The sequence below is a fragment of the Variovorax robiniae genome (assembly GCF_037889955.1).
Classification (GTDB): Bacteria; Pseudomonadota; Gammaproteobacteria; order Burkholderiales; family Burkholderiaceae_C; genus Variovorax; species Variovorax robiniae.
The window spans coordinates 117,583-134,593 of sequence record NZ_JBBKZS010000012.1 but is presented as its reverse complement, the minus strand read 5'-3'; the positions used below and the strand labels follow the sequence as shown (position 1 = coordinate 134,593).

The window sequence follows — 17,011 nt, the reverse complement described above, 5'->3', positions numbered from 1 at the left end:
GACGCCGCAGCAAGAAGCGCCGCAGCCAACAAAGCGCGCTTCACCATTGCGCCGGAAGCGCCGCTACTCCCCCACCCCCATCACCGCCATCCGCCCTTGCGCAGCCGCCACGTCATGGCTCAGCACCACGATGTCGTGCTTGCGCCCGCTGCGGTCGCGCACGTGTCCGGACAGCAGCGCCTCGGGCCGGAAGCCCATGCTCTCGAACAGCGCGATCGCGCCGCGCTGGTCTGTCGTCATCTGGGCCACGAGCTTTTCCAGGCCCACCGCGAGCGCCTGCACGAAGCCTTCCTGGATCAGGTGCCGTCCCAGTCCCAGCCCGCGCGCATCGGCGCTCACCACGGCGCGCAGTTCGCCCACGTGCGGCGACCACGAATGGTCGTCGTGCATCAGCGCGGTGCAGCCGACCACCTTGCCGTTGGCGCGCGCGACCAGGCTCGGCATGCGGCGCAGCTCCACGGACTCGCGCATCCAGGCCTTCATCACGCGCGGCTGGCCGATGTCGCGCGACATGAACAGCAGGTCGTGCTCGGGCAGCGATTGCGCGAAGGCCAGCAGCTCGTCCTCGTCGCCGGCGCGCAGCAGGTCGATGTGGACCTCGGTGCCGTTGCAATCCACGATGCGCGGGTAGCTGTGGGCCGCGTCGTCCTTCTTCTTCGTGGCAGTCGCCTTCTTCATGTCGATCGTCCTCCGAGCCATTGGTCCAGCTTCGGCCACATGCGCTTGACGGCGTTCGGTCCCGCCACCAGGCTCACATGGCCTCCCTTCAAGATCACTTCTTCCTTGTCGGTCGAGCCGACCTTCTCCATCAGCGGATGCGCTGCGTCGTACGGCACGATGTGGTCGTACTCGGCCACGATCGACAACAGCGGCACCTTGATGTTGCCCAGGTCGACGGTCTTGCCGCCGACCTTCAGCGTGCCGTTGAACAGCTCGTTGCCCCACATCAGCGTCTTGATGGTCTGCTTGAAGTAGGCGCCCGCCAGCGGCAGCGTCTCGGCGCCCCAGCGGTCCATCATGCGGTACTGCTTGACGTACTCGTCGTTCCAGAGGTTGTCCCAGAGGCGGATGTTGCCGGTGAGGCGGCCGGTGGGCCGCAGCGCGTCGAAGCCGCCGACGATGACCGGCGCCGGCACGATGCCGAAGGCGTCGGCCATCTTGTCGACCTTGAAGTGCCGCCTGTCCGACCAGACCTGGAATTCGGTCATCTTGCTGAAGTCGATCGGCGTGGTGAAGCACACCAGGTTCTTCACCGGCCCGTCAGTGTGCGTGGCCATGTACATGGTGGCCAGCACGCCGCCCATGCAGTAGCCGATCATGTTCACGTCCTGCACGCCGGAGTCTTCCTGCACGCGGCGCACGCAGTCGGGGATGAAGCGCTGCGTGTAGTCCTCGAAGCGCAGGTTGGCCTCGTCGGCGCGCGGCGGGTTCCAGTCCATCACGTAGACGTCGTAGCCGGCCTTGAGCAGGAACTCCACCAGGCTCTGTCCCGGCGCCAGGTCGAAGATGTAGGCCTTGTTCGTCGTGGCCATCACCAGCAGCAGCGGGATCCGGTAGATCTCGTCGGCCATCGGCCGGTAGTGGTAAAGGCTCAGCGTGCCGCGGCTGTAGATCACGTCCTTGGGCGTGGTGCCGACCGTGGCCGGCTCGGCCGTCAGGAACTGCGCGGCCTTCATGCTGCGCTTGACGGCCCGGTCGATTTCCTCGCGTGCGCGCGCGACCCAGGACGGGTCCGGCGCCGCTTCCGCCTTGGGGTTGCTCGACATGGTCAGGCCTTCTTGCGGGCCGGGCGCTTCGCGGCGGGCTTTGCAGCGGCGCGCTTGGGCGCAGACTTGCCGGCAGCTTTCTTGACAGCGGCCTTTGGCGCGACGCTCGTGGCGGCGGCTTCCGCTGCGGGCGTCGTTGCCGGCACTGCTGCAACCGGTGCCGCAGCCGCAGGCGCGTCAGCCGGCGTGGGCGGCACCTTCGTGCGCGGCGGCATCGGCGCCGGCGTGGAGGCCGCCGGCGACTTGCCGCTCACCTGGCGGCACAGGAATTCCAGCATGTCCTCGATGCGATGCAGGCGCTCGCCGATCTCGGCCAGGTCGTCGCGGCTGGCCAGGTTCATTTCCTTGAGCACCGTCTTGTTGGCCTTGGTGAGGGCCTGCTGCATGCCCATCGTCGCGCCCGAAACCGAGTGCAGCACCTTCGCGAACTCTTCCGTCTTCAATTGCTTGCCGGCCACCTTGTTGGCCGTGCCTTCCCATTGCGCGAGCGCATCGCGCCACATCTCCATGGGGTCGAGTATCGATAGTCCGCTCTTGGCCATGTTGCCTTCTCCTTGAGTTTTGTCGCGTCGGGCGATGCTACTCGCAGCTTGCGTGCGTGCGCAGGGGTTTTGCGTGCGGCGCCCGGGTACGTTGCGTGGCAATCTGTGCGTGGGCACCCGTGGAACCGGCTTCGCCGGGCCACGGGGTGCGCCCCCTCGAGGGGCTGAGGGCCGCGGCTCCGAGCCTGCCTGCGCAGGCTTGGACGGCCCGCAAGAGCAGCCGCCTCTGGTGGCCGCCCTGGTGCCGCAGGCGCATTCGGGGGTGGGCCTATCTATCCAGCCTGCGAGATGACGCCGCCGCCGAGGCAGACCTCGCCGTCGTACAGCACCGCCGACTGCCCCGGCGTGACCGCCCACTGCGCGTCCGGAAAGTCGAGCCGGATACGCCCGTTGGCACCGTCGGCCAGCGCGCACTCCGCGTCGGCCTGCCGGTAGCGCGACTTGGCCGCGTACTCGCCCGCGAAGGGCGCCGCCCCGGCCACCCAGCTCGTGTCGTCGGCTTCCAGCGAGTGGGTCAGCAGCCACGGATGGTCATGGCCCTGCACCACCCACAGCGTGTTCTTCTCGACATCCTTGCGCGCCACGAACCACGGCGAATGGTCGCCGCTGCCGCGCTGCGCGCCCTTCTCCTTCACGCCGCCGATGCCCAGCCCCTGCCGCTGCCCGAGGGTGTAGAAGCTCAGCCCCTGGTGCTCGCCGATGGTGCGCCCGCGCGCGTCCTTGATCGGCCCCGGCGCCTTGCTGATGTAGCGGTTGAGGAACTCGCGGAACGGCCGCTCGCCGATGAAGCAGATGCCGGTCGAATCCTTCTTCTTGGCATTCGGCAGGCCGATCTCGTCGGCGATGCGGCGCACCTCGGTCTTGTGCAGCTCGCCGACCGGGAACAGCGTCTTCGACAACTGCGCCTGGTTCAGGCGGTGCAGGAAGTAGCTCTGGTCCTTGGACGGGTCCAGGCCCTTGAGCAGCTCGTGCTTGCCCGTGGCCTCGTTGAAGCGGGCGCGGGCATAGTGGCCGGTCGCGATCTTCTCGGCACCCAGGCGCATCGCGTGGTCGAGGAAGGCCTTGAACTTGATCTCGGCATTGCAGAGCACGTCGGGGTTGGGCGTGCGGCCGGCCTGGTACTCGCGCAGGAACTCGGCGAAGACGCGGTCCTTGTAGTCGGCCGCGAAGTTGACGTGCTCGATCTCGATCCCCAGCACGTCGGCCACGCTCGCTGCGTCGATGAAGTCGATGTTCGACGAGCAATATTCGCTGTCGTCATCGTCTTCCCAGTTCTTCATGAAGATGCCGATGACCTCGTGGCCCTGCTGCTTGAGCAGGTGCGCCGTGACCGCGGAGTCGACCCCGCCACTCAGACCCACCACGACGCGCTGCTTTTTTTCCATGACCGGGGGATTGTCCCAGCCTTGGCCAAGACGGTGCCCGCGTGCGGAAATTTCGGGTTACGCCGCGCCGCCCTGCGTGACCGACGGATCGACGTGGATCATTTCCAGCGGATAGCGCTGCCCCGCCAAGTGATCCTCGATGCATTGCAGCAGGAGCGGGCTGCGGTGCCGCTCGGTGCTGGCGCGGATCTCGTCGATGCTGAGCCACAGCGTGCGCACGATGCCGGTGTCGAGCGGGCGATCGGGCTCGAAGGCGCCCAGTTCGCCGTTGAAGGCGAAGCGCATGTAGGTGATGTCCTCGCCGCCGGCCTGTTTCTGGAAGCGGGCCATGTACACGCCCACCAGCGCGGTCGGCGTGAAGTGATGGGCCGTTTCCTCCAGCGCCTCGCGCGCGCAGCCCTCGGCCGGCGATTCGCCGGGATCGAGGTGGCCGGCCGGCGTGTTGAGCTTCAGGCCGCCTGCGGTGTGTTCCTCCACCAGCAGGAAGCGCCCGTCGCGCTCGATCACCGCGGCGACCGTCACGTTGGGCTTCCAGCGCACCGGGCTGGCGGGCATCTCGGGGTTGTGCATCGCTGTTACCTCAGGAGGTATCCGCTGAAGCGCCAGATCTTGTCGCGGTCCAGGTGAAAGCTCACCAGCTCGCGCATCGAATTGCGGTTGGCGGCCGTGTTGGTGAAGCGGGTCTCGTACTCGATGCTGACGTACTGCCCGGCCACGTCGGCATTGTTGTCGGCCACCACTTGCCGGTTCACCGCAACCCAGGTCCGCTGCACCGGCGCGCCGAGCGGCCCGCGCGCCTTGGAAATCTGGGCCATGAACTCGCTGCGGCCCACCTGCTTCTTGGCCGCCGCCGTGGCGCCGTCCCACAGCTCGCCGGTCTTGCCCTGGTCGACCATCTGGATCACCTGCATGCCACCGCGCACCATGTCGCTGGCTTCCACTTCCTGCGCAGCGGCCGGGGCCAGCCAGCCGAGGAGCAGCGTCAGGCCGAGCAGCATGGGGATCGTCAGGGGCCGGTTCATAGGTCTTCCTTCTCGTCGCCGAGTGCGGCAAGCTCCGCGGCGGTGGGCCTGGGCAGCACCAGCGTCACGGTACAGCCCTCATTCTCCACGCTGTCGATCTCGACGGTGCCGCCATGGCGCTGCACCACGGTGCGCACCAGCAACAGGCCCAGGCCGACGCCATGCACCTCCGGGTGCGATTCGCTGTGCAGCCGGTGGAAGGGCTGGAACAGCTGCGACTGCATCGCCGCCGGAATGCCTGGCCCCTGGTCCTGGATGGCCAGGGCCCAATGTTCCGGGCGCTCGATGACACGGCAGTACAGGTCCGCGCCCGAGGGCGAATACTTCAGCGCGTTGCTCAGCACGTTCTTCAGCGCGCGCATCAGGAGGCTGCGGTCGACCAGGCACAGGGCCTCGTCCACGCTGTCGACCATCACGATGTTCACGTTGCGCTTGCGGGCATGCGCCCAGGCGTCGTCGACGGTCTGCTCCAGCAGGCTGACGACGTCGAGCATCTCGGGATGGAAGGGCTGCGCCTCGGCGCGCGCCAGATTCACGAAGCCGTCGGCCAGTTCCAGCCCGGTCTCCGCATGGCGCCGGATGCGCTGCTGGACCTGCGCGTCGCTCAGCGCGCCCGGGTTGGCGCGCAGCAGTTCCAGGATGGTGAGGATGGCGGCGCTGGGCTCGCGGATGTCGTGCGAGATGAAGCGCAGCGCCTCGTCACGCTGGCTCTGCACCTGGCGCATGCGCGTGATGTCGACCAGGGCCACCATCCAGCCCGCATGCGCATTGCCGGCGCTGTAGAAGGGCACGCAACGCAACAGCAGGGAGCGTCCTTGCGAATCCTGTCCTTCGCCGACGATCGGTTTGGGATCGGGGCCCACCAGCGCGCCCGGCGGCATCATCGGTGCCTCGGTGGTGCGCCAGCGCAGGTCGGCGAGCAGCTCGTGGGCATCGCGGCCGACCAGCCCGTTCGGCCCGGCCTGCCAGTGCCGCGACGCCGCGAGGTTGCCGAGGAAGACCATGCCGACCGGGCTCAGGATCATGGTCGCGTCGGGCAGGTGGTCGATGCCGTCGCGGATGAAGCGCTGCAGGTCGCGCATGCGCAGGCCGGCCTCCGAGGTCACGGCCATCTCGCGGTCGAGGAAGTCGCCGCTCAGCGGGCGCCGTGGCCGCGGCGGCAGGCCGCTCATCGCCTCGTTGAGCTGTTCGGTACCCCAGCGCAGGTAGCGGATCGCGGCCGTCAGCCGCATCAGGCTCCACAGCGGGTACACCAGCAGCAGCCCGAAGAAGCCCGCCGCCGGCGCGAACTGGATGCCGACGAGCGGCCGCGACGCATGCAGCCCCAGCCGCAAGGCCAGCATCGCGCAGATCAGGATCACCACGCCGACCGGGCGCAGCCACAGCAGCCCCAGCAGCGCCACCGCCAGCGGACCGAGGTTGAAGGCCAGGTCCTGCGCCGTGGTCGCCAGGACCACCTGCCGGTCGGTGATCAGGCCCTGCAGCACGCTGCCGAAGATGACGACGCCGGGCGTGAGGCCGGTGGTCGAGGTCGCGGAGGTGGCGTACAGGTCGCCCACCCCGGCGGCCGTGGTGCCCACCAGCACGTAGCGGTCGGTGAAGGTGCCCTTGGGCACCGCCCCCCGGATCACATCGACGTACGAAACCGTCTTGAACGGCGGATCTCCCCGGGTGAAAACGACGACCTGGTGGTCCGTGCGCAGCCAGGGGCCGGTCGGTTCGCGTGGTTGGGTGTGCGGATTGGGGGCCGGTGGCAAGGGCGTCCCCTTGGCATAGGCGTTGGCGGCCTCCTGGATGGCCAGGGTGAAGTGGGGCCAGCTGCGGCCCGCGAAGCCCTCGTGCATGTAGACCGTGCGGGCCACGCCGTCCTCGTCGATCGACACGTGGCTGTGGCCGAGGGCGGTCGCCGCGTCGGACAGCGTCGGCAGCGGCAGCAGCTCGGATTGCGTCTTGCCGCCGCGCACCTGCAGCGCCATCGGCAGCACGACGCAGCCCGCATCGGTGATGCCGTTGGCCAGCACGCGGTCGTCGCCGGGGTGCTCGCTGTCGGGTTCGGTCAGCAGCAGGTCGAGGCCGATGCATTTCGGCGAATCGGCCGCGATGCGGCGCAGCAGTTCCGCATGCAGCGCGCGGCGCCAGGGCCAGCGTCCGATCGCCTCGACGCTCTTCTCGTCGATCGCGACGATCACGATGTCCTTGGTAGGGGGCTGGCTGATCTCGGCACGCGCGTTGTCCTGCAGCATGCGGTCCACGCGCGGCAGCGGCTGCGTGACGACCAGGAAGGCAACGAAGCCGAGCATGCCGACCGACAGCAGCAGCCACGGAACCCGCTTGCGGACACTGCGCCACCACCGCTGGCGGAGGCTGGAATCAGAAGGCGCAGGCGGCTGGTACGGCATGGAGGGTGGGCACTGCGCGCAATCTTAGGTCAAGCCAAAACAAGTCCTTCATGTGCCGCGCTTCCCCGCTTCGGGTGGCCGGCGACGTGGCCCTGGCGAACGCTGAATGGTCTACGGCCGCTCGATCGGCGCGCCGTCGCTCGTCACCAAACCACCGCCGGCGCCATTGCGCACCACGGCGCCAATGCGCACCTTGCGGGCCGGCGAGAACGGCCCGGCCAGCCCCTCGGCATCACGCGCCTGCAGCCGCACGAAGTACTGGCCGCGCGGCTGGCCGCTCAGCGTCCAGGCCGGCGATGTCAGTTCGACGTCGGCGACGAGTTGGGTGAACGCCTCGTCCCGCGCCAACTGGCCGCGAAACTTGTCTCCGGCGCCGGCTTGCCAGCGCAGGGTCGGGCTTTCACCGCTGTCGTCGATGTCGACGGCGCCGGTCGTGGGCGCCACCGCCACGGTAAAAGGCTGGCCCGCGGCAAACGGTCCGCGCTGCGCTTCCCCGCCGCTCTTCGGCAGCGAAGCCACGCGCCACCAGTAGTTGCCCGGCGGCAGCCCGCCGATGCCGATGCGGCAATCGCCCGAGCGCACATCGTGCAGCCGCACGTTGCGGAAGCCTGGATCGCTCGCCACCTCGAACAGCACGCCGCCAGCGCCCGCCACCTCGGAACAGACCAGTTGGCCGGCTTCGCTGGTGACGCGGCCGCCGGGCGCGGGGCTCTGGTAGAGCGGCGGGACGGGGTTGGCATGCACGCGGATCGCGCGCTGCGATTCCGGTCCGGCCAGGCCATCGGGATTGATCGTGCGCACGCCGATCGTGTAGTCGCCATCCTCGAGCGGCGCGAACTTCACCTTCTCGGTCTTGAAGACGCCGTTGCGCACCACCTCGTGCAGGCGCTTGTCGCGCGCGATGCGCACTTCGTAGCCACTGCCGGTGATGGTCAACGGCGCCATGGCCATGGCCAATGTGTTGGGGTCTTCGAAATCGCGCGGCATCGCCGAGAGGTCGGGCGCATCCGGCAGCGACTGGCGTGAATTGAGCTGGCCCTTGCCGTCGAACACGGCGCCTTGCCCGGCTGCCACCATGGCCGTCTTGCCGTTCTTTCGCGCCTTGCGCGGCTTCATCAGCACCGTGCCTTCCGTGACCGCGGCGCACATCTGGCCTTCATGGCCGATGGCCACGTCGAAGCGGGTGCCGCGCACGCTGGCGACCGCACCGGGCGCTTGTACCTCGAAGGTCCGGCCCCTGGGTTGTGGCGCCACTTCGGATTCGACTTTGCCCTTGTGCACCTCGATCACCGACTGATAGGAGGCGCCTGGGCGCTTGCCGCGCAACCGCTTGAGTTCCACGTCGGAATCGGCCAGCACCCGCACCACCGAGCCATCCGCCAGCTTGAGCCGCAGGTAGCCGTCATCGGGGACAGTGAGCTTGGTGCCTTCGGTCAACGCGTCGCCGGCCGCAAGCGGCGTCGGCGCGGCCGCGGCTTCCTTGCCCGCCGGCATGGTGCCCGTGGCCACGCCCTGCACGAACTCGACCTGCGCCACGGCCAAGCCCGCCGGACGCACCATGCGGCGCGGCAGCTTCACGATGCTGCCGGGCACCAGCTTCTGCGGATCGGCGATGTTGTTGAGCGCTTGCAGGTCGCGCCACAAGGTCGGCGTGCGCAGGTAGCGCTCGCCGATGGACGCCAGCGTCTCGCCGGCGATCACGCGGTGCTGCACGAAACTCGCGGGCGCAGCCCACGCGCCCGTGCCGCCGAGCGCCGTCGTCAGCACAAACGCGGCAGCCGCGCGTGACCAGCCTGGCGAAGACATGGCGGCCTCAGGCGACCGCGCTGAGCGAACCCGGTTGGCTCGCCGGCATGGCGTTGAGCGAATCGACGTCGATGGCTTCGAGGCGGTAGCCCAGGCCGTACACCGCCGACAGCAGGAAGCCGTTGGACGGGCGCAGGTCGAGCTTGGTGCGCAGGCGCGACATGTGGGTGTCCAGCGAGCGCGAGGGCGCGTCCGGACCCATGCCCCACACCGCCTCGCGCAGATGCTCGCGCGACAGCAGCCGGCCGATGTTCTGGAACAGGAACAGCGCGAGTTCGTATTCGCGGTGCTTCAGTTCGATCGGCACGCCGTTGACGTGCAGGGTGCGTGAATTGAGATGGAAGTGGTAGGGCCCGAACAGGACTTCCGCCTCGTGCTGGCTTGGATACGCGCGGCGCAGCAGCGCCTTGACGCGCGCCTCCAGTTCGCCCACGCGGATCGGCTTGACCATGAAGTCGTCGGCGCCGGCGCTGAGGCCTTCGACCATGTCGGCTTCTTCGCGACGGTTGGTCACGAACAGGATGGGCAGTCGGCTGGCGAGATCCTGGCGGATCCACTTGACGATCGTCGGGCCGGAGACTTCCGGTAGCGTCCAGTCAAGGATGAGGAGGTCGAAACTTTGCTGTCGTAGATCGCGCAGCAGTGTCTTCCCTTCGGTGTACCCATGGCATTCGTGTCCGATGCCTTCCATCGTGTGCCGTATCAGTTCGAGCTGAGACGGCTCGTCATCGAGCGCTGCGATTCGCATTCCAATCCCTTGCGTTTTATTAGAACTTCCGAGTCTAGAGGTTGTCTTTGTGACGCGACAAAGTCCCGACCGATTTCAACTGTCAACTTCCGCACGAAGGCGGGCTTCAAACGTCAACTACGGTCAGAATTAGTCAAAAGTACCCATTTTTGGCCTCTGGCTGCATTAAACCGCAGCCAGCGTATTTGCCTGTCAATTTGTAGCCAAGTGTGCAAATGCAGCACAAAGCGTGACATGAGGGGGCCGTACGTTAAAGTCTGCGCCGAATGTCATCGAGGTACCGAGGGGCTTGGCCCGAGGAGAAATAACTATGCTGATTGGTGTGCCCGGCGAAACAGCCGCCGGCGAAACCCGCGTGGCCGTCACGCCCGAAACGGCGAAGAAGCTCACAGCACAAGACCATACGGTCCGCGTGCAATCCGGCGCAGGCATTGCCGCCAGCGTCACAGACGCCGCCTACCAGGCCGCCGGCGCCGAGATCACCGATGCCGATGGCGCCTTTGCCGCCGACATCGTGCTGAAGGTGCGCAGCCCCTCCGACGCCGAAGCCACGCGCATGAAACCGGGCACCGTCGTCATCGGCATGCTCAACCCCTTCGACGCGCCCGGCTTGCAACGCCTGGCCAGCGCCGGCCTCACCAGCTTCGCGCTGGAAGCCGCACCCCGCACCACCCGCGCCCAGAGCATGGACGTGCTCTCCTCCCAAGCCAACATCGCCGGCTACAAGGCCGTGATGATCGCGGCGGACCGCTACCAGCGCTTCTTCCCGATGCTGATGACAGCGGCCGGCACGGTGAAGGCCGCCCGCGTCGTGATCCTGGGTGTCGGCGTGGCGGGCTTGCAGGCCATTGCCACGGCCAAGCGCCTGGGCGCGGTCATCGAGGCCAGCGACGTGCGCCCGAGCGTGAAGGAACAGATCGAATCGCTGGGCGCCAAGTTCATCGAAGTCTCCTACGACACGGATGAAGAGAAGGAAGCCGCCGTCGGTGTCGGCGGCTATGCCAAGCCGATGCCCCCGAGCTGGCTCGCGCGCCAGCAGGTCGAGGTGGCCAAGCGCGTGGCGCTGGCCGACATCGTGATCAGCACCGCGCTGATCCCGGGCCGCGCTGCGCCCACGCTGATTTCCGAAGACATGGTCAAGTCGATGAAGGCCGGCTCGGTCATCGTCGACATTGCCGCGGGCAAGGGCCCGGATGGCGTCGGCGGCAACTGCCCGCTGTCCGAGGCCGACAAGACGGTGATCAAGCATGGCGTCACCCTCGTCGGCGAAACGAATCTCGCCGCGCTCGTGGCGGCCGACGCCTCGGCCTTGTATGCGCGCAACGTGCTCGACTTCCTGAAGCTGGTCATCACCAAGGAAGGCACGCTCAAGATCGACCTCGAGGACGACATCGTCGCGGCCTGCCGCATGACGCAGGACGGCCAGGTCACCCGCACATAACGAGGAGGAAGAAGCCATGGATCCCGTTTCCCACACAGTCATCAACCTGATCATCTTCGTGCTGGCCATCTACGTGGGCTACCACGTGGTCTGGACCGTCACGCCCGCGCTGCACACGCCGCTGATGGCCGTGACCAATGCGATCTCCGCGATCGTCATCGTGGGCGCCATGCTGGCCGCCGCCATGACCAGCTCCGTCTTCGGCAAGACCATGGGCGTACTGGCAGTCGCGTTGGCCGCGGTGAACGTCTTCGGCGGCTTCCTCGTGACGCGTCGAATGCTGGAGATGTTCAAGAAGAAAGAGAAAAAGGCGCCGGCGAAGGAGGCAGCCAAATGAGCATGAATGTCGTCACGCTGCTGTACCTCGTCGCCAGCATCTGCTTCATCCAGGCGCTCAAGGGCCTGAGCCATCCGACGACCTCGATCCGCGGCAACATCTTCGGCATGGTCGGCATGGCCATTGCCATCCTGACCACGGCCGCGCTGATCCTGCAACTGTCCTCGGGCAACCTGATCGGCATGGGCTGGGTGCTGCTGGGCCTGGTGGCCGGCGGCGGCTACGGCGCCTACCGGGCCAAGACGGTCGAGATGACTGCGATGCCGGAACTGGTCGCCTTCTTCCACAGCATGATCGGTATGGCGGCGGTGTTCATCGCCATTGCTGCGGTGGTCGAGCCCTGGGCCTTCGGCATCACGCCGCTGCCGGTGCAGGCCGCGGGCACGGTCAACACGCCCGAAGGCGCGATGATCGTCGACGGCTTCCTGCGCTTCGCGATTCCCGCCGGTAACCGGCTGGAGCTGTTCCTCGGTGCGGCCATCGGCGCGATCACCTTCAGCGGCTCGGTCATCGCCTTCGGCAAGCTGTCTGGCAAGTACAAGTTCCGCCTGTTCCAGGGCGCGCCGGTGCAATTCAAGGGCCAGCACATGGTCAACCTGGTGCTGGGCCTGATCACCATCGGCCTGGGCCTGGTGTTCGTCTTCACCGAAAGTTGGCTGGCCTTCTTCCTGATGGTGCTGCTGTCCTTCGTGATGGGCGTGCTGATCATCATCCCGATCGGTGGCGCGGACATGCCGGTGGTGGTGTCGATGCTCAACAGCTACTCGGGCTGGGCGGCGGCGGGCATCGGCTTCTCGCTGAACAACGCGATGCTGATCGTGGCCGGCTCGCTGGTGGGCTCCTCGGGCGCGATCCTGAGCTACATCATGTGCAAGGCCATGAACCGGTCCTTCTTCAGCGTGATCCTGGGCGGCTTCGGCGGCGAGGCGGTGGCCGCGACCGGCGGCGCCAAGGAACAGCGTCCGGTCAAGAGCGGCAGCGCCGACGACGCGGCCTACATGCTGTCCAACGCCGAAACCGTGATCATCGTCCCGGGCTACGGCCTGGCGGTGGCCCGCGCGCAGCACGCCGTCAACGAACTGGCCGAGAAGCTGATCCACAAGGGCGTCACGGTCAAGTACGCGATCCACCCGGTGGCGGGCCGCATGCCGGGCCACATGAACGTGCTGCTGGCCGAGGCCGAGGTGCCCTACGACCAGGTCTTCGAGATGGAAGACATCAACGGCGAGTTCGCGCAGGCCGACGTGGCCATCATCCTGGGCGCCAACGACGTGGTGAACCCGGCCGCGCTGCAGAAGGGCACGCCGATCTACGGCATGCCGATCCTGGAGGCCTACAAGGCCAAGACGGTGATCGTGAACAAGCGCTCCATGGCCGCGGGTTATGCGGGCCTGGACAACGAGCTGTTCTACATGGACAAGACCATGATGGTCTTCGGCGACGCCAAGAAGGTGGTCGAGGACATGGGCAAGGCGATCGAGTAATTACCCCCTGTCGCCGGGCTGACAATGCCCGGTCGACCCCGTTACGGCTTTGGTCTAATACGGCATGCGCACGCTTGGTGTGCTGTCCCGCAAATGGCTGCGCATGAAATCGCGCCTTTCGCGCCATGGCTGCGTTGCAAATCCTCGCGATACCTGCTGGTATCGCTGTGGTTTGCGCCTTGCCCTGACACGAAACGCATCGATTTCATTTTGCGCAGCCATTTGTGGGACAGCACACTGCGGCGGCGCATGCCTTTTCCCGTTTTGGAGACTCAAAAAAATGACCGATCGCCCTTGGCTCGCGAGCTATCCGCAAGGCGTGCCTGCCGACATCGATGCCTCGCAATACACCTCCCTGGTGGGCTTGATGGAGGAAAGCTTCTCGCGCTACTCGGATCGCGTGGCCTACAGCTTCATGGGCAAGGACCTGAGTTACGCGCAGGCCGACAAGATGAGCGCGGCGCTCGCGGCATATTTCCAGAACCTCGGCCTGGTCAAGGGCGACCGCGTCGCGCTGATGATGCCGAACATCCCGCAATACCCGATCGCGGTGGCGGCCGTCTTGCGCGCGGGGCTGGTGATCGTCAACGTGAATCCGCTCTACACGCCGCGCGAACTCGAGCACCAGCTGAAGGATTCCGGCGCCAAGGCGATCGTCATCATCGAGAACTTCGCGGCCACGCTGCAGCAGTGCGTGGCGGCCACGCAGGTCAAGCACATCGTCCTGTGCGCGATGGGCGACCAGCTCGGCTTTCCGAAGGGCCTCATCGTCAACTACGTCGTGCGCAACGTGAAGAAGATGGTGCCCGCGTACAGCCTGCCGGGTGCCGTGCGCTTCAATGACGCGGTCGAGAAGGGCAGCGTGCGCAAGCTCGACAAGCACGCGATCGGCCCGGACGACGTGGCCCTGCTGCAGTACACCGGCGGCACCACCGGCGTGTCCAAGGGCGCGGTGCTGCTGCATCGCAACGTGATTTCCAACGTGCTGCAGTCCGAGGCCTGGAACGAGCCCGTCATGCGCGCAATTCCGGAAAACGAGCAGCCGACCAGCGTCTGCGCCCTGCCGCTGTATCACATCTTCGCCTTCACGGTGAACATGATGCTCGGCATGCGCACCGGCGGAAAGACCATCCTCATCCCGAATCCGCGCGACCTGCCCGCGGTGCTGAAGGAACTGTCGAAGCACACCTTCCACAGCTTCCCGGCGGTCAACACGCTGTTCAACGGCCTGGCCAACCACCCGGACTTCGGGCTGGTCAACTGGCGCAACCTGAAGGTGTCGCTGGGCGGCGGCACGGCGGTGCAGGGCGCGGTGGCCAAGCTGTGGCTCGAGAAGACCGGCTGCCCGATCGTGGAGGGCTATGGACTGTCGGAAACGTCCCCGTCGGCCACCTGCAACCCGACCACCAGCAAGGAGTTCTCCGGCACGATCGGCGTGCCCTTGCCGGGTACCTACCTGAAGCTGCTCGACGACGACGGCAACGAAGTGCCGCACGGCGAGCGCGGCGAGATCGCCATCAAGGGCCCCCAAGTCATGGCCGGCTACTGGCAGCGCCCCGACGAGACGGCCAAGGTCATGACGCCCGATGGCTACTTCAAGACCGGCGACATCGGCACAGTCGACGAGCGCGGCTACTTCAAGATCGTCGATCGCAAGAAGGACATGGTCATCGTAAGCGGCTTCAACGTGTTCCCGAACGAGGTCGAGGAAGTGGTCGCGATGATGCCCGGCGTGCTCGAATGCGCGGTGGTCGGCGTGCCCGACGACAAGACGGGCGAGGCCGTGAAGCTGGTCATCGTGAAGAAGGCGGCAGAGCTCACCGAGCAGCAGGTGCGCGACTTCTGCCGCACCAACCTCACGGGCTACAAGCAGCCGCGCGTGATCGAATTCCGTGCCGATTTGCCGAAGACGCCGGTGGGCAAGATCCTGCGTCGAGAGCTGAGATAAAGCTCGCCCCCAGGGTCCGCGCACTGCGTGCGCTCCTCCAACCCCCTACCGGGGGCGCATCCAGCGGCCCGGCAAAGCCGGCTCCGCGGATGCCCACGAACGGGCATCGCTGCGCTTGCCGCGGTTTCGAGCGCGAGTGGGTGCGCGGACTCGCACATTTTCATACGTTGGTCGTAAGGGTTCAGCCGGAGGTCGAGGCCGGCATTGGACTTGCATAGTCACTGCCGAATGCTTCGCTTCATCTTCACGCGCCTGAGCCTGCTCGTGCCGACCTTCATCGGCATGACGATGCTCGCCTTTTTCCTGATCCGGCTGGTGCCGGGCGACCCGATCGAAACGCTCGCCGGCGAGCGCGGCATCGACCCCGCGCGCCATGCCGAATTGCTCAAGGCCTATGGGCTCGACCAGCCGCTGATCACGCAGTACGGCATCTACGTCTGGCGCGTGCTGCATGGCGACCTGGGCAAGTCGATGATCACTCAGGAGCCGGTGATGAGCGAGTTCCTCTCGCTGTTCCCGGCCACGGTCGAGTTGGCGGTGTGCGCCATCCTGTTCGCGCTGCTGCTGGGCATTCCGGCCGGCATCATTGCGGCGGTGCGGCGCAACTCGGTGTTCGATCATGGCGTGATGGCGGTGTCGCTCACCGGCTATTCGATGCCGATCTTCTGGTGGGGCCTGCTGCTGATCCTGTTCTTCTCCGTGCAGATGGGCTGGACGCCGGTGTCGGGCCGCATCGCGGTGCAGTATTTCATCGAACCGACCACCGGCTTCCTGCTGATCGATTCGCTCAAGGCCGATGAGCCGGGTGCGTTCTGGTCCGCGCTCAAGCACCTGATCCTGCCGGCGATCGTGCTCGGCACCAATCCGCTCGCGGTGATCGCGCGCATGACGCGCTCGGCGATGCTCGAAGTGCTCGGCGAGGACTACATCCGCACCGCGCGCGCCAAGGGCCTGTCGAAGTTCCGCGTGGTGGCGCTGCATGCGCTGCGCAATGCGCTGATCCCGGTGGTGACCGTGATCGGGTTGCAGGTGGGCGTGCTGTTCACCGGCGCCATCTTGACCGAGACGATCTTCTCCTGGCCCGGCGTGGGCAAGTGGCTGATCGAGGCGATCGGGCGGCGTGACTATCCGGTGCTGCAAGGCGGCATGCTGTTGCTGGGCGTGATCGTGATGCTGGTCAACCTGCTCGTCGACGTGGCCTATGGCGTCATCAATCCGAGGATCAGGAAGTGAGCGAACTGGCATCCCCCGTCGTCAACGGCGCCTCCGCGCCGCCGGGTCCGTGGCGCGAGTTCTGGGCCTCGTTCTCGGCCAACAAGGGCGCCGTCATCGGCTTGGGCGTGATCGTGCTGCTGCTGGTCGTGGCCGTGCTTGCGCCGTGGATCGCGCCGCATGCGCCCAACGAGACCGACAGCGCCGCCTTCCTGCGGCCACCGGCCTGGCAGGAGGGTGGATCGACGCAGTTCCTCCTGGGCACCGATGCCATCGGACGTGACATCCTTTCGCGCCTCATGTGGGGTTCGCGGCTGTCGCTGTCGATCGGCATCGCGGTGGTCGCGTTGTCGATGGCGGTCGGCATTGCGCTCGGCCTGATCGCCGGCTTCTTCCGCGGCATCGTCGAGATCGCGATCATGCGGCTCATGGACATCGTGCTGACACTGCCAAGCCTGCTGCTGGCCATCGTGATCGTCGCGATCCTCGGACCCGGGCTCATCAACGCGATGCTCGCGGTGGCGGTGGTCGTGCTGCCGCATTACGTGCGCATCACGCGCGCGGCAGTGATCTCGGAAGTCTCGCGCGACTACGTCACGGCCGCGCGCCTGAGCGGCGCCGGCCTGCTGCGCCTGATGTTTCGCGAGGTGCTGCCGAACTGCGCCGCGCCGCTGATCGTGCAGGCCTCGCTCGGCGTGTCGACCGCGATTCTGGACGCCGCGGCGCTGGGCTTCCTCGGCCTCGGCGCGCAGCCGCCTTCGCCGGAGTGGGGCACGATGCTCGCGGACGCGCGCGAGTTCGTGCTGCGGGCCTGGTGGGTCGTGACCTTCCCGGGCCTCGCGATCCTGGCCGCGGTGCTGGCCTTCAACCTGGTGGGCGACGGCTTGCGTGATGCGCTCGACCCGAAGCTCAAGAGATAGG

15 protein-coding genes are annotated in these 17,011 nt (G+C 66.9%); 6 read left to right on the top strand and 9 right to left on the bottom strand.

Annotated features, from left to right (window positions below):
* Positions 1 to 63 precede the first annotated feature (63 nt).
* From WKW79_RS24430 to WKW79_RS24390, 9 genes are all read right to left on the bottom strand, one after another.
* A complete protein-coding gene (locus tag WKW79_RS24430) occupies positions 64 to 678 on the bottom strand; it encodes a GNAT family N-acetyltransferase (RefSeq protein ID WP_340337812.1) in 615 nt (204 codons plus the stop codon).
* The gene (locus WKW79_RS24425; RefSeq protein WP_340337811.1) at positions 675 to 1,766 is read right to left on the bottom strand and encodes a PHA/PHB synthase family protein; all 1,092 of its coding nucleotides are present in this window, start codon (positions 1,764 to 1,766) and stop codon (positions 675 to 677) included. The genes WKW79_RS24430 and WKW79_RS24425 overlap by 4 nt, the downstream gene beginning before the upstream one ends.
* A 2-nt stretch (positions 1,767 to 1,768) precedes the next feature.
* On the bottom strand, positions 1,769 to 2,308 hold the full coding sequence (locus WKW79_RS24420; protein ID WP_340337810.1) for a poly(R)-hydroxyalkanoic acid synthase subunit PhaE: 540 nt from the start codon (positions 2,306 to 2,308) through the stop codon (positions 1,769 to 1,771).
* 272 nt (positions 2,309 to 2,580) lie between these two features.
* On the bottom strand, positions 2,581 to 3,693 hold the full coding sequence (gene mnmA, locus WKW79_RS24415) for a tRNA 2-thiouridine(34) synthase MnmA (protein ID WP_340337809.1): 1,113 nt from the start codon (positions 3,691 to 3,693) through the stop codon (positions 2,581 to 2,583).
* Between the two features lie 57 nt (positions 3,694 to 3,750).
* A complete protein-coding gene (locus WKW79_RS24410) occupies positions 3,751 to 4,263 on the bottom strand; it encodes an NUDIX hydrolase (RefSeq protein WP_340337808.1) in 513 nt (170 codons plus the stop codon).
* A gap of 5 nt (positions 4,264 to 4,268) precedes the next feature.
* Positions 4,269 to 4,715: a DUF4019 domain-containing protein gene (locus tag WKW79_RS24405; RefSeq protein WP_340337807.1), complete on the bottom strand. Its 447-nt coding sequence runs from the start codon at positions 4,713 to 4,715 to the stop codon at positions 4,269 to 4,271.
* Complete coding sequence (locus tag WKW79_RS24400; RefSeq protein WP_340337806.1) at positions 4,712 to 7,114, bottom strand: CHASE2 domain-containing protein; 2,403 nt, start codon at positions 7,112 to 7,114, stop codon at positions 4,712 to 4,714. Before WKW79_RS24400 ends, WKW79_RS24405 begins: the two co-directional genes overlap by 4 nt.
* 111 nt (positions 7,115 to 7,225) lie before the next feature.
* Positions 7,226 to 8,920 (bottom strand): FecR family protein, encoded by a 1,695-nt coding sequence (locus WKW79_RS24395; RefSeq protein ID WP_340337805.1) that lies wholly within the window; start codon positions 8,918 to 8,920, stop codon positions 7,226 to 7,228.
* Between the two features lie 7 nt (positions 8,921 to 8,927).
* On the bottom strand, positions 8,928 to 9,668 hold the full coding sequence (locus tag WKW79_RS24390) for a response regulator transcription factor (protein ID WP_340337804.1): 741 nt from the start codon (positions 9,666 to 9,668) through the stop codon (positions 8,928 to 8,930).
* Positions 9,669 to 9,978: 310 nt separating this feature from the next.
* Between WKW79_RS24390 and WKW79_RS24385 the strand changes: the two genes are divergently transcribed.
* From WKW79_RS24385 to WKW79_RS24360, 6 genes are all read left to right on the top strand, one after another.
* Positions 9,979 to 11,109, top strand: a complete 1,131-nt coding sequence (locus WKW79_RS24385; protein WP_340337803.1) for a Re/Si-specific NAD(P)(+) transhydrogenase subunit alpha — start codon at positions 9,979 to 9,981, stop codon at positions 11,107 to 11,109.
* Between the two features lie 16 nt (positions 11,110 to 11,125).
* A complete protein-coding gene (locus WKW79_RS24380; protein ID WP_340337802.1) occupies positions 11,126 to 11,446 on the top strand; it encodes an NAD(P) transhydrogenase subunit alpha part 2 in 321 nt (106 codons plus the stop codon).
* On the top strand, positions 11,443 to 12,930 hold the full coding sequence (locus tag WKW79_RS24375; RefSeq protein ID WP_340337801.1) for an NAD(P)(+) transhydrogenase (Re/Si-specific) subunit beta: 1,488 nt from the start codon (positions 11,443 to 11,445) through the stop codon (positions 12,928 to 12,930). Before WKW79_RS24380 ends, WKW79_RS24375 begins: the two co-directional genes overlap by 4 nt.
* Before the next feature lie 280 nt (positions 12,931 to 13,210).
* The gene (locus tag WKW79_RS24370; RefSeq protein ID WP_340337800.1) at positions 13,211 to 14,878 is read left to right on the top strand and encodes a long-chain-fatty-acid--CoA ligase; all 1,668 of its coding nucleotides are present in this window, start codon (positions 13,211 to 13,213) and stop codon (positions 14,876 to 14,878) included.
* A gap of 228 nt (positions 14,879 to 15,106) precedes the next feature.
* On the top strand, positions 15,107 to 16,111 hold the full coding sequence (locus WKW79_RS24365; RefSeq protein WP_340337799.1) for an ABC transporter permease subunit: 1,005 nt from the start codon (positions 15,107 to 15,109) through the stop codon (positions 16,109 to 16,111).
* Positions 16,108 to 17,010: an ABC transporter permease subunit gene (locus tag WKW79_RS24360; RefSeq protein ID WP_340337798.1), complete on the top strand. Its 903-nt coding sequence runs from the start codon at positions 16,108 to 16,110 to the stop codon at positions 17,008 to 17,010. Before WKW79_RS24365 ends, WKW79_RS24360 begins: the two co-directional genes overlap by 4 nt.
* Position 17,011 lies beyond the last annotated feature (1 nt).

Excerpts from the sequence above, each read along its gene's own strand:
- WKW79_RS24410 (WP_340337808.1), bottom strand. The coding sequence starts at position 4,263 with ATGCACAACCCCGAGATGCCCGCCAGCCCGGTGCGCTGGAAGCCCAAC.
- WKW79_RS24370 (WP_340337800.1), top strand. The coding sequence starts at position 13,211 with ATGACCGATCGCCCTTGGCTCGCGAGCTATCCGCAAGGCGTGCCTGCC.
- WKW79_RS24375 (WP_340337801.1), top strand. The coding sequence starts at position 11,443 with ATGAGCATGAATGTCGTCACGCTGCTGTACCTCGTCGCCAGCATCTGC.
- WKW79_RS24395 (WP_340337805.1), bottom strand. The coding sequence starts at position 8,920 with ATGTCTTCGCCAGGCTGGTCACGCGCGGCTGCCGCGTTTGTGCTGACG.
- WKW79_RS24385 (WP_340337803.1), top strand. The coding sequence starts at position 9,979 with ATGCTGATTGGTGTGCCCGGCGAAACAGCCGCCGGCGAAACCCGCGTG.
- WKW79_RS24420 (WP_340337810.1), bottom strand. The coding sequence starts at position 2,308 with ATGGCCAAGAGCGGACTATCGATACTCGACCCCATGGAGATGTGGCGC.
- WKW79_RS24390 (WP_340337804.1), bottom strand. The coding sequence starts at position 9,668 with ATGCGAATCGCAGCGCTCGATGACGAGCCGTCTCAGCTCGAACTGATA.
- WKW79_RS24400 (WP_340337806.1), bottom strand. The coding sequence starts at position 7,114 with ATGCCGTACCAGCCGCCTGCGCCTTCTGATTCCAGCCTCCGCCAGCGG.
- WKW79_RS24405 (WP_340337807.1), bottom strand. The coding sequence starts at position 4,715 with ATGAACCGGCCCCTGACGATCCCCATGCTGCTCGGCCTGACGCTGCTC.
- WKW79_RS24425 (WP_340337811.1), bottom strand. The coding sequence starts at position 1,766 with ATGTCGAGCAACCCCAAGGCGGAAGCGGCGCCGGACCCGTCCTGGGTC.
- WKW79_RS24365 (WP_340337799.1), top strand. The coding sequence starts at position 15,107 with ATGCTTCGCTTCATCTTCACGCGCCTGAGCCTGCTCGTGCCGACCTTC.
- WKW79_RS24430 (WP_340337812.1), bottom strand. The coding sequence starts at position 678 with ATGAAGAAGGCGACTGCCACGAAGAAGAAGGACGACGCGGCCCACAGC.
- mnmA (WP_340337809.1), bottom strand. The coding sequence starts at position 3,693 with ATGGAAAAAAAGCAGCGCGTCGTGGTGGGTCTGAGTGGCGGGGTCGAC.
- WKW79_RS24380 (WP_340337802.1), top strand. The coding sequence starts at position 11,126 with ATGGATCCCGTTTCCCACACAGTCATCAACCTGATCATCTTCGTGCTG.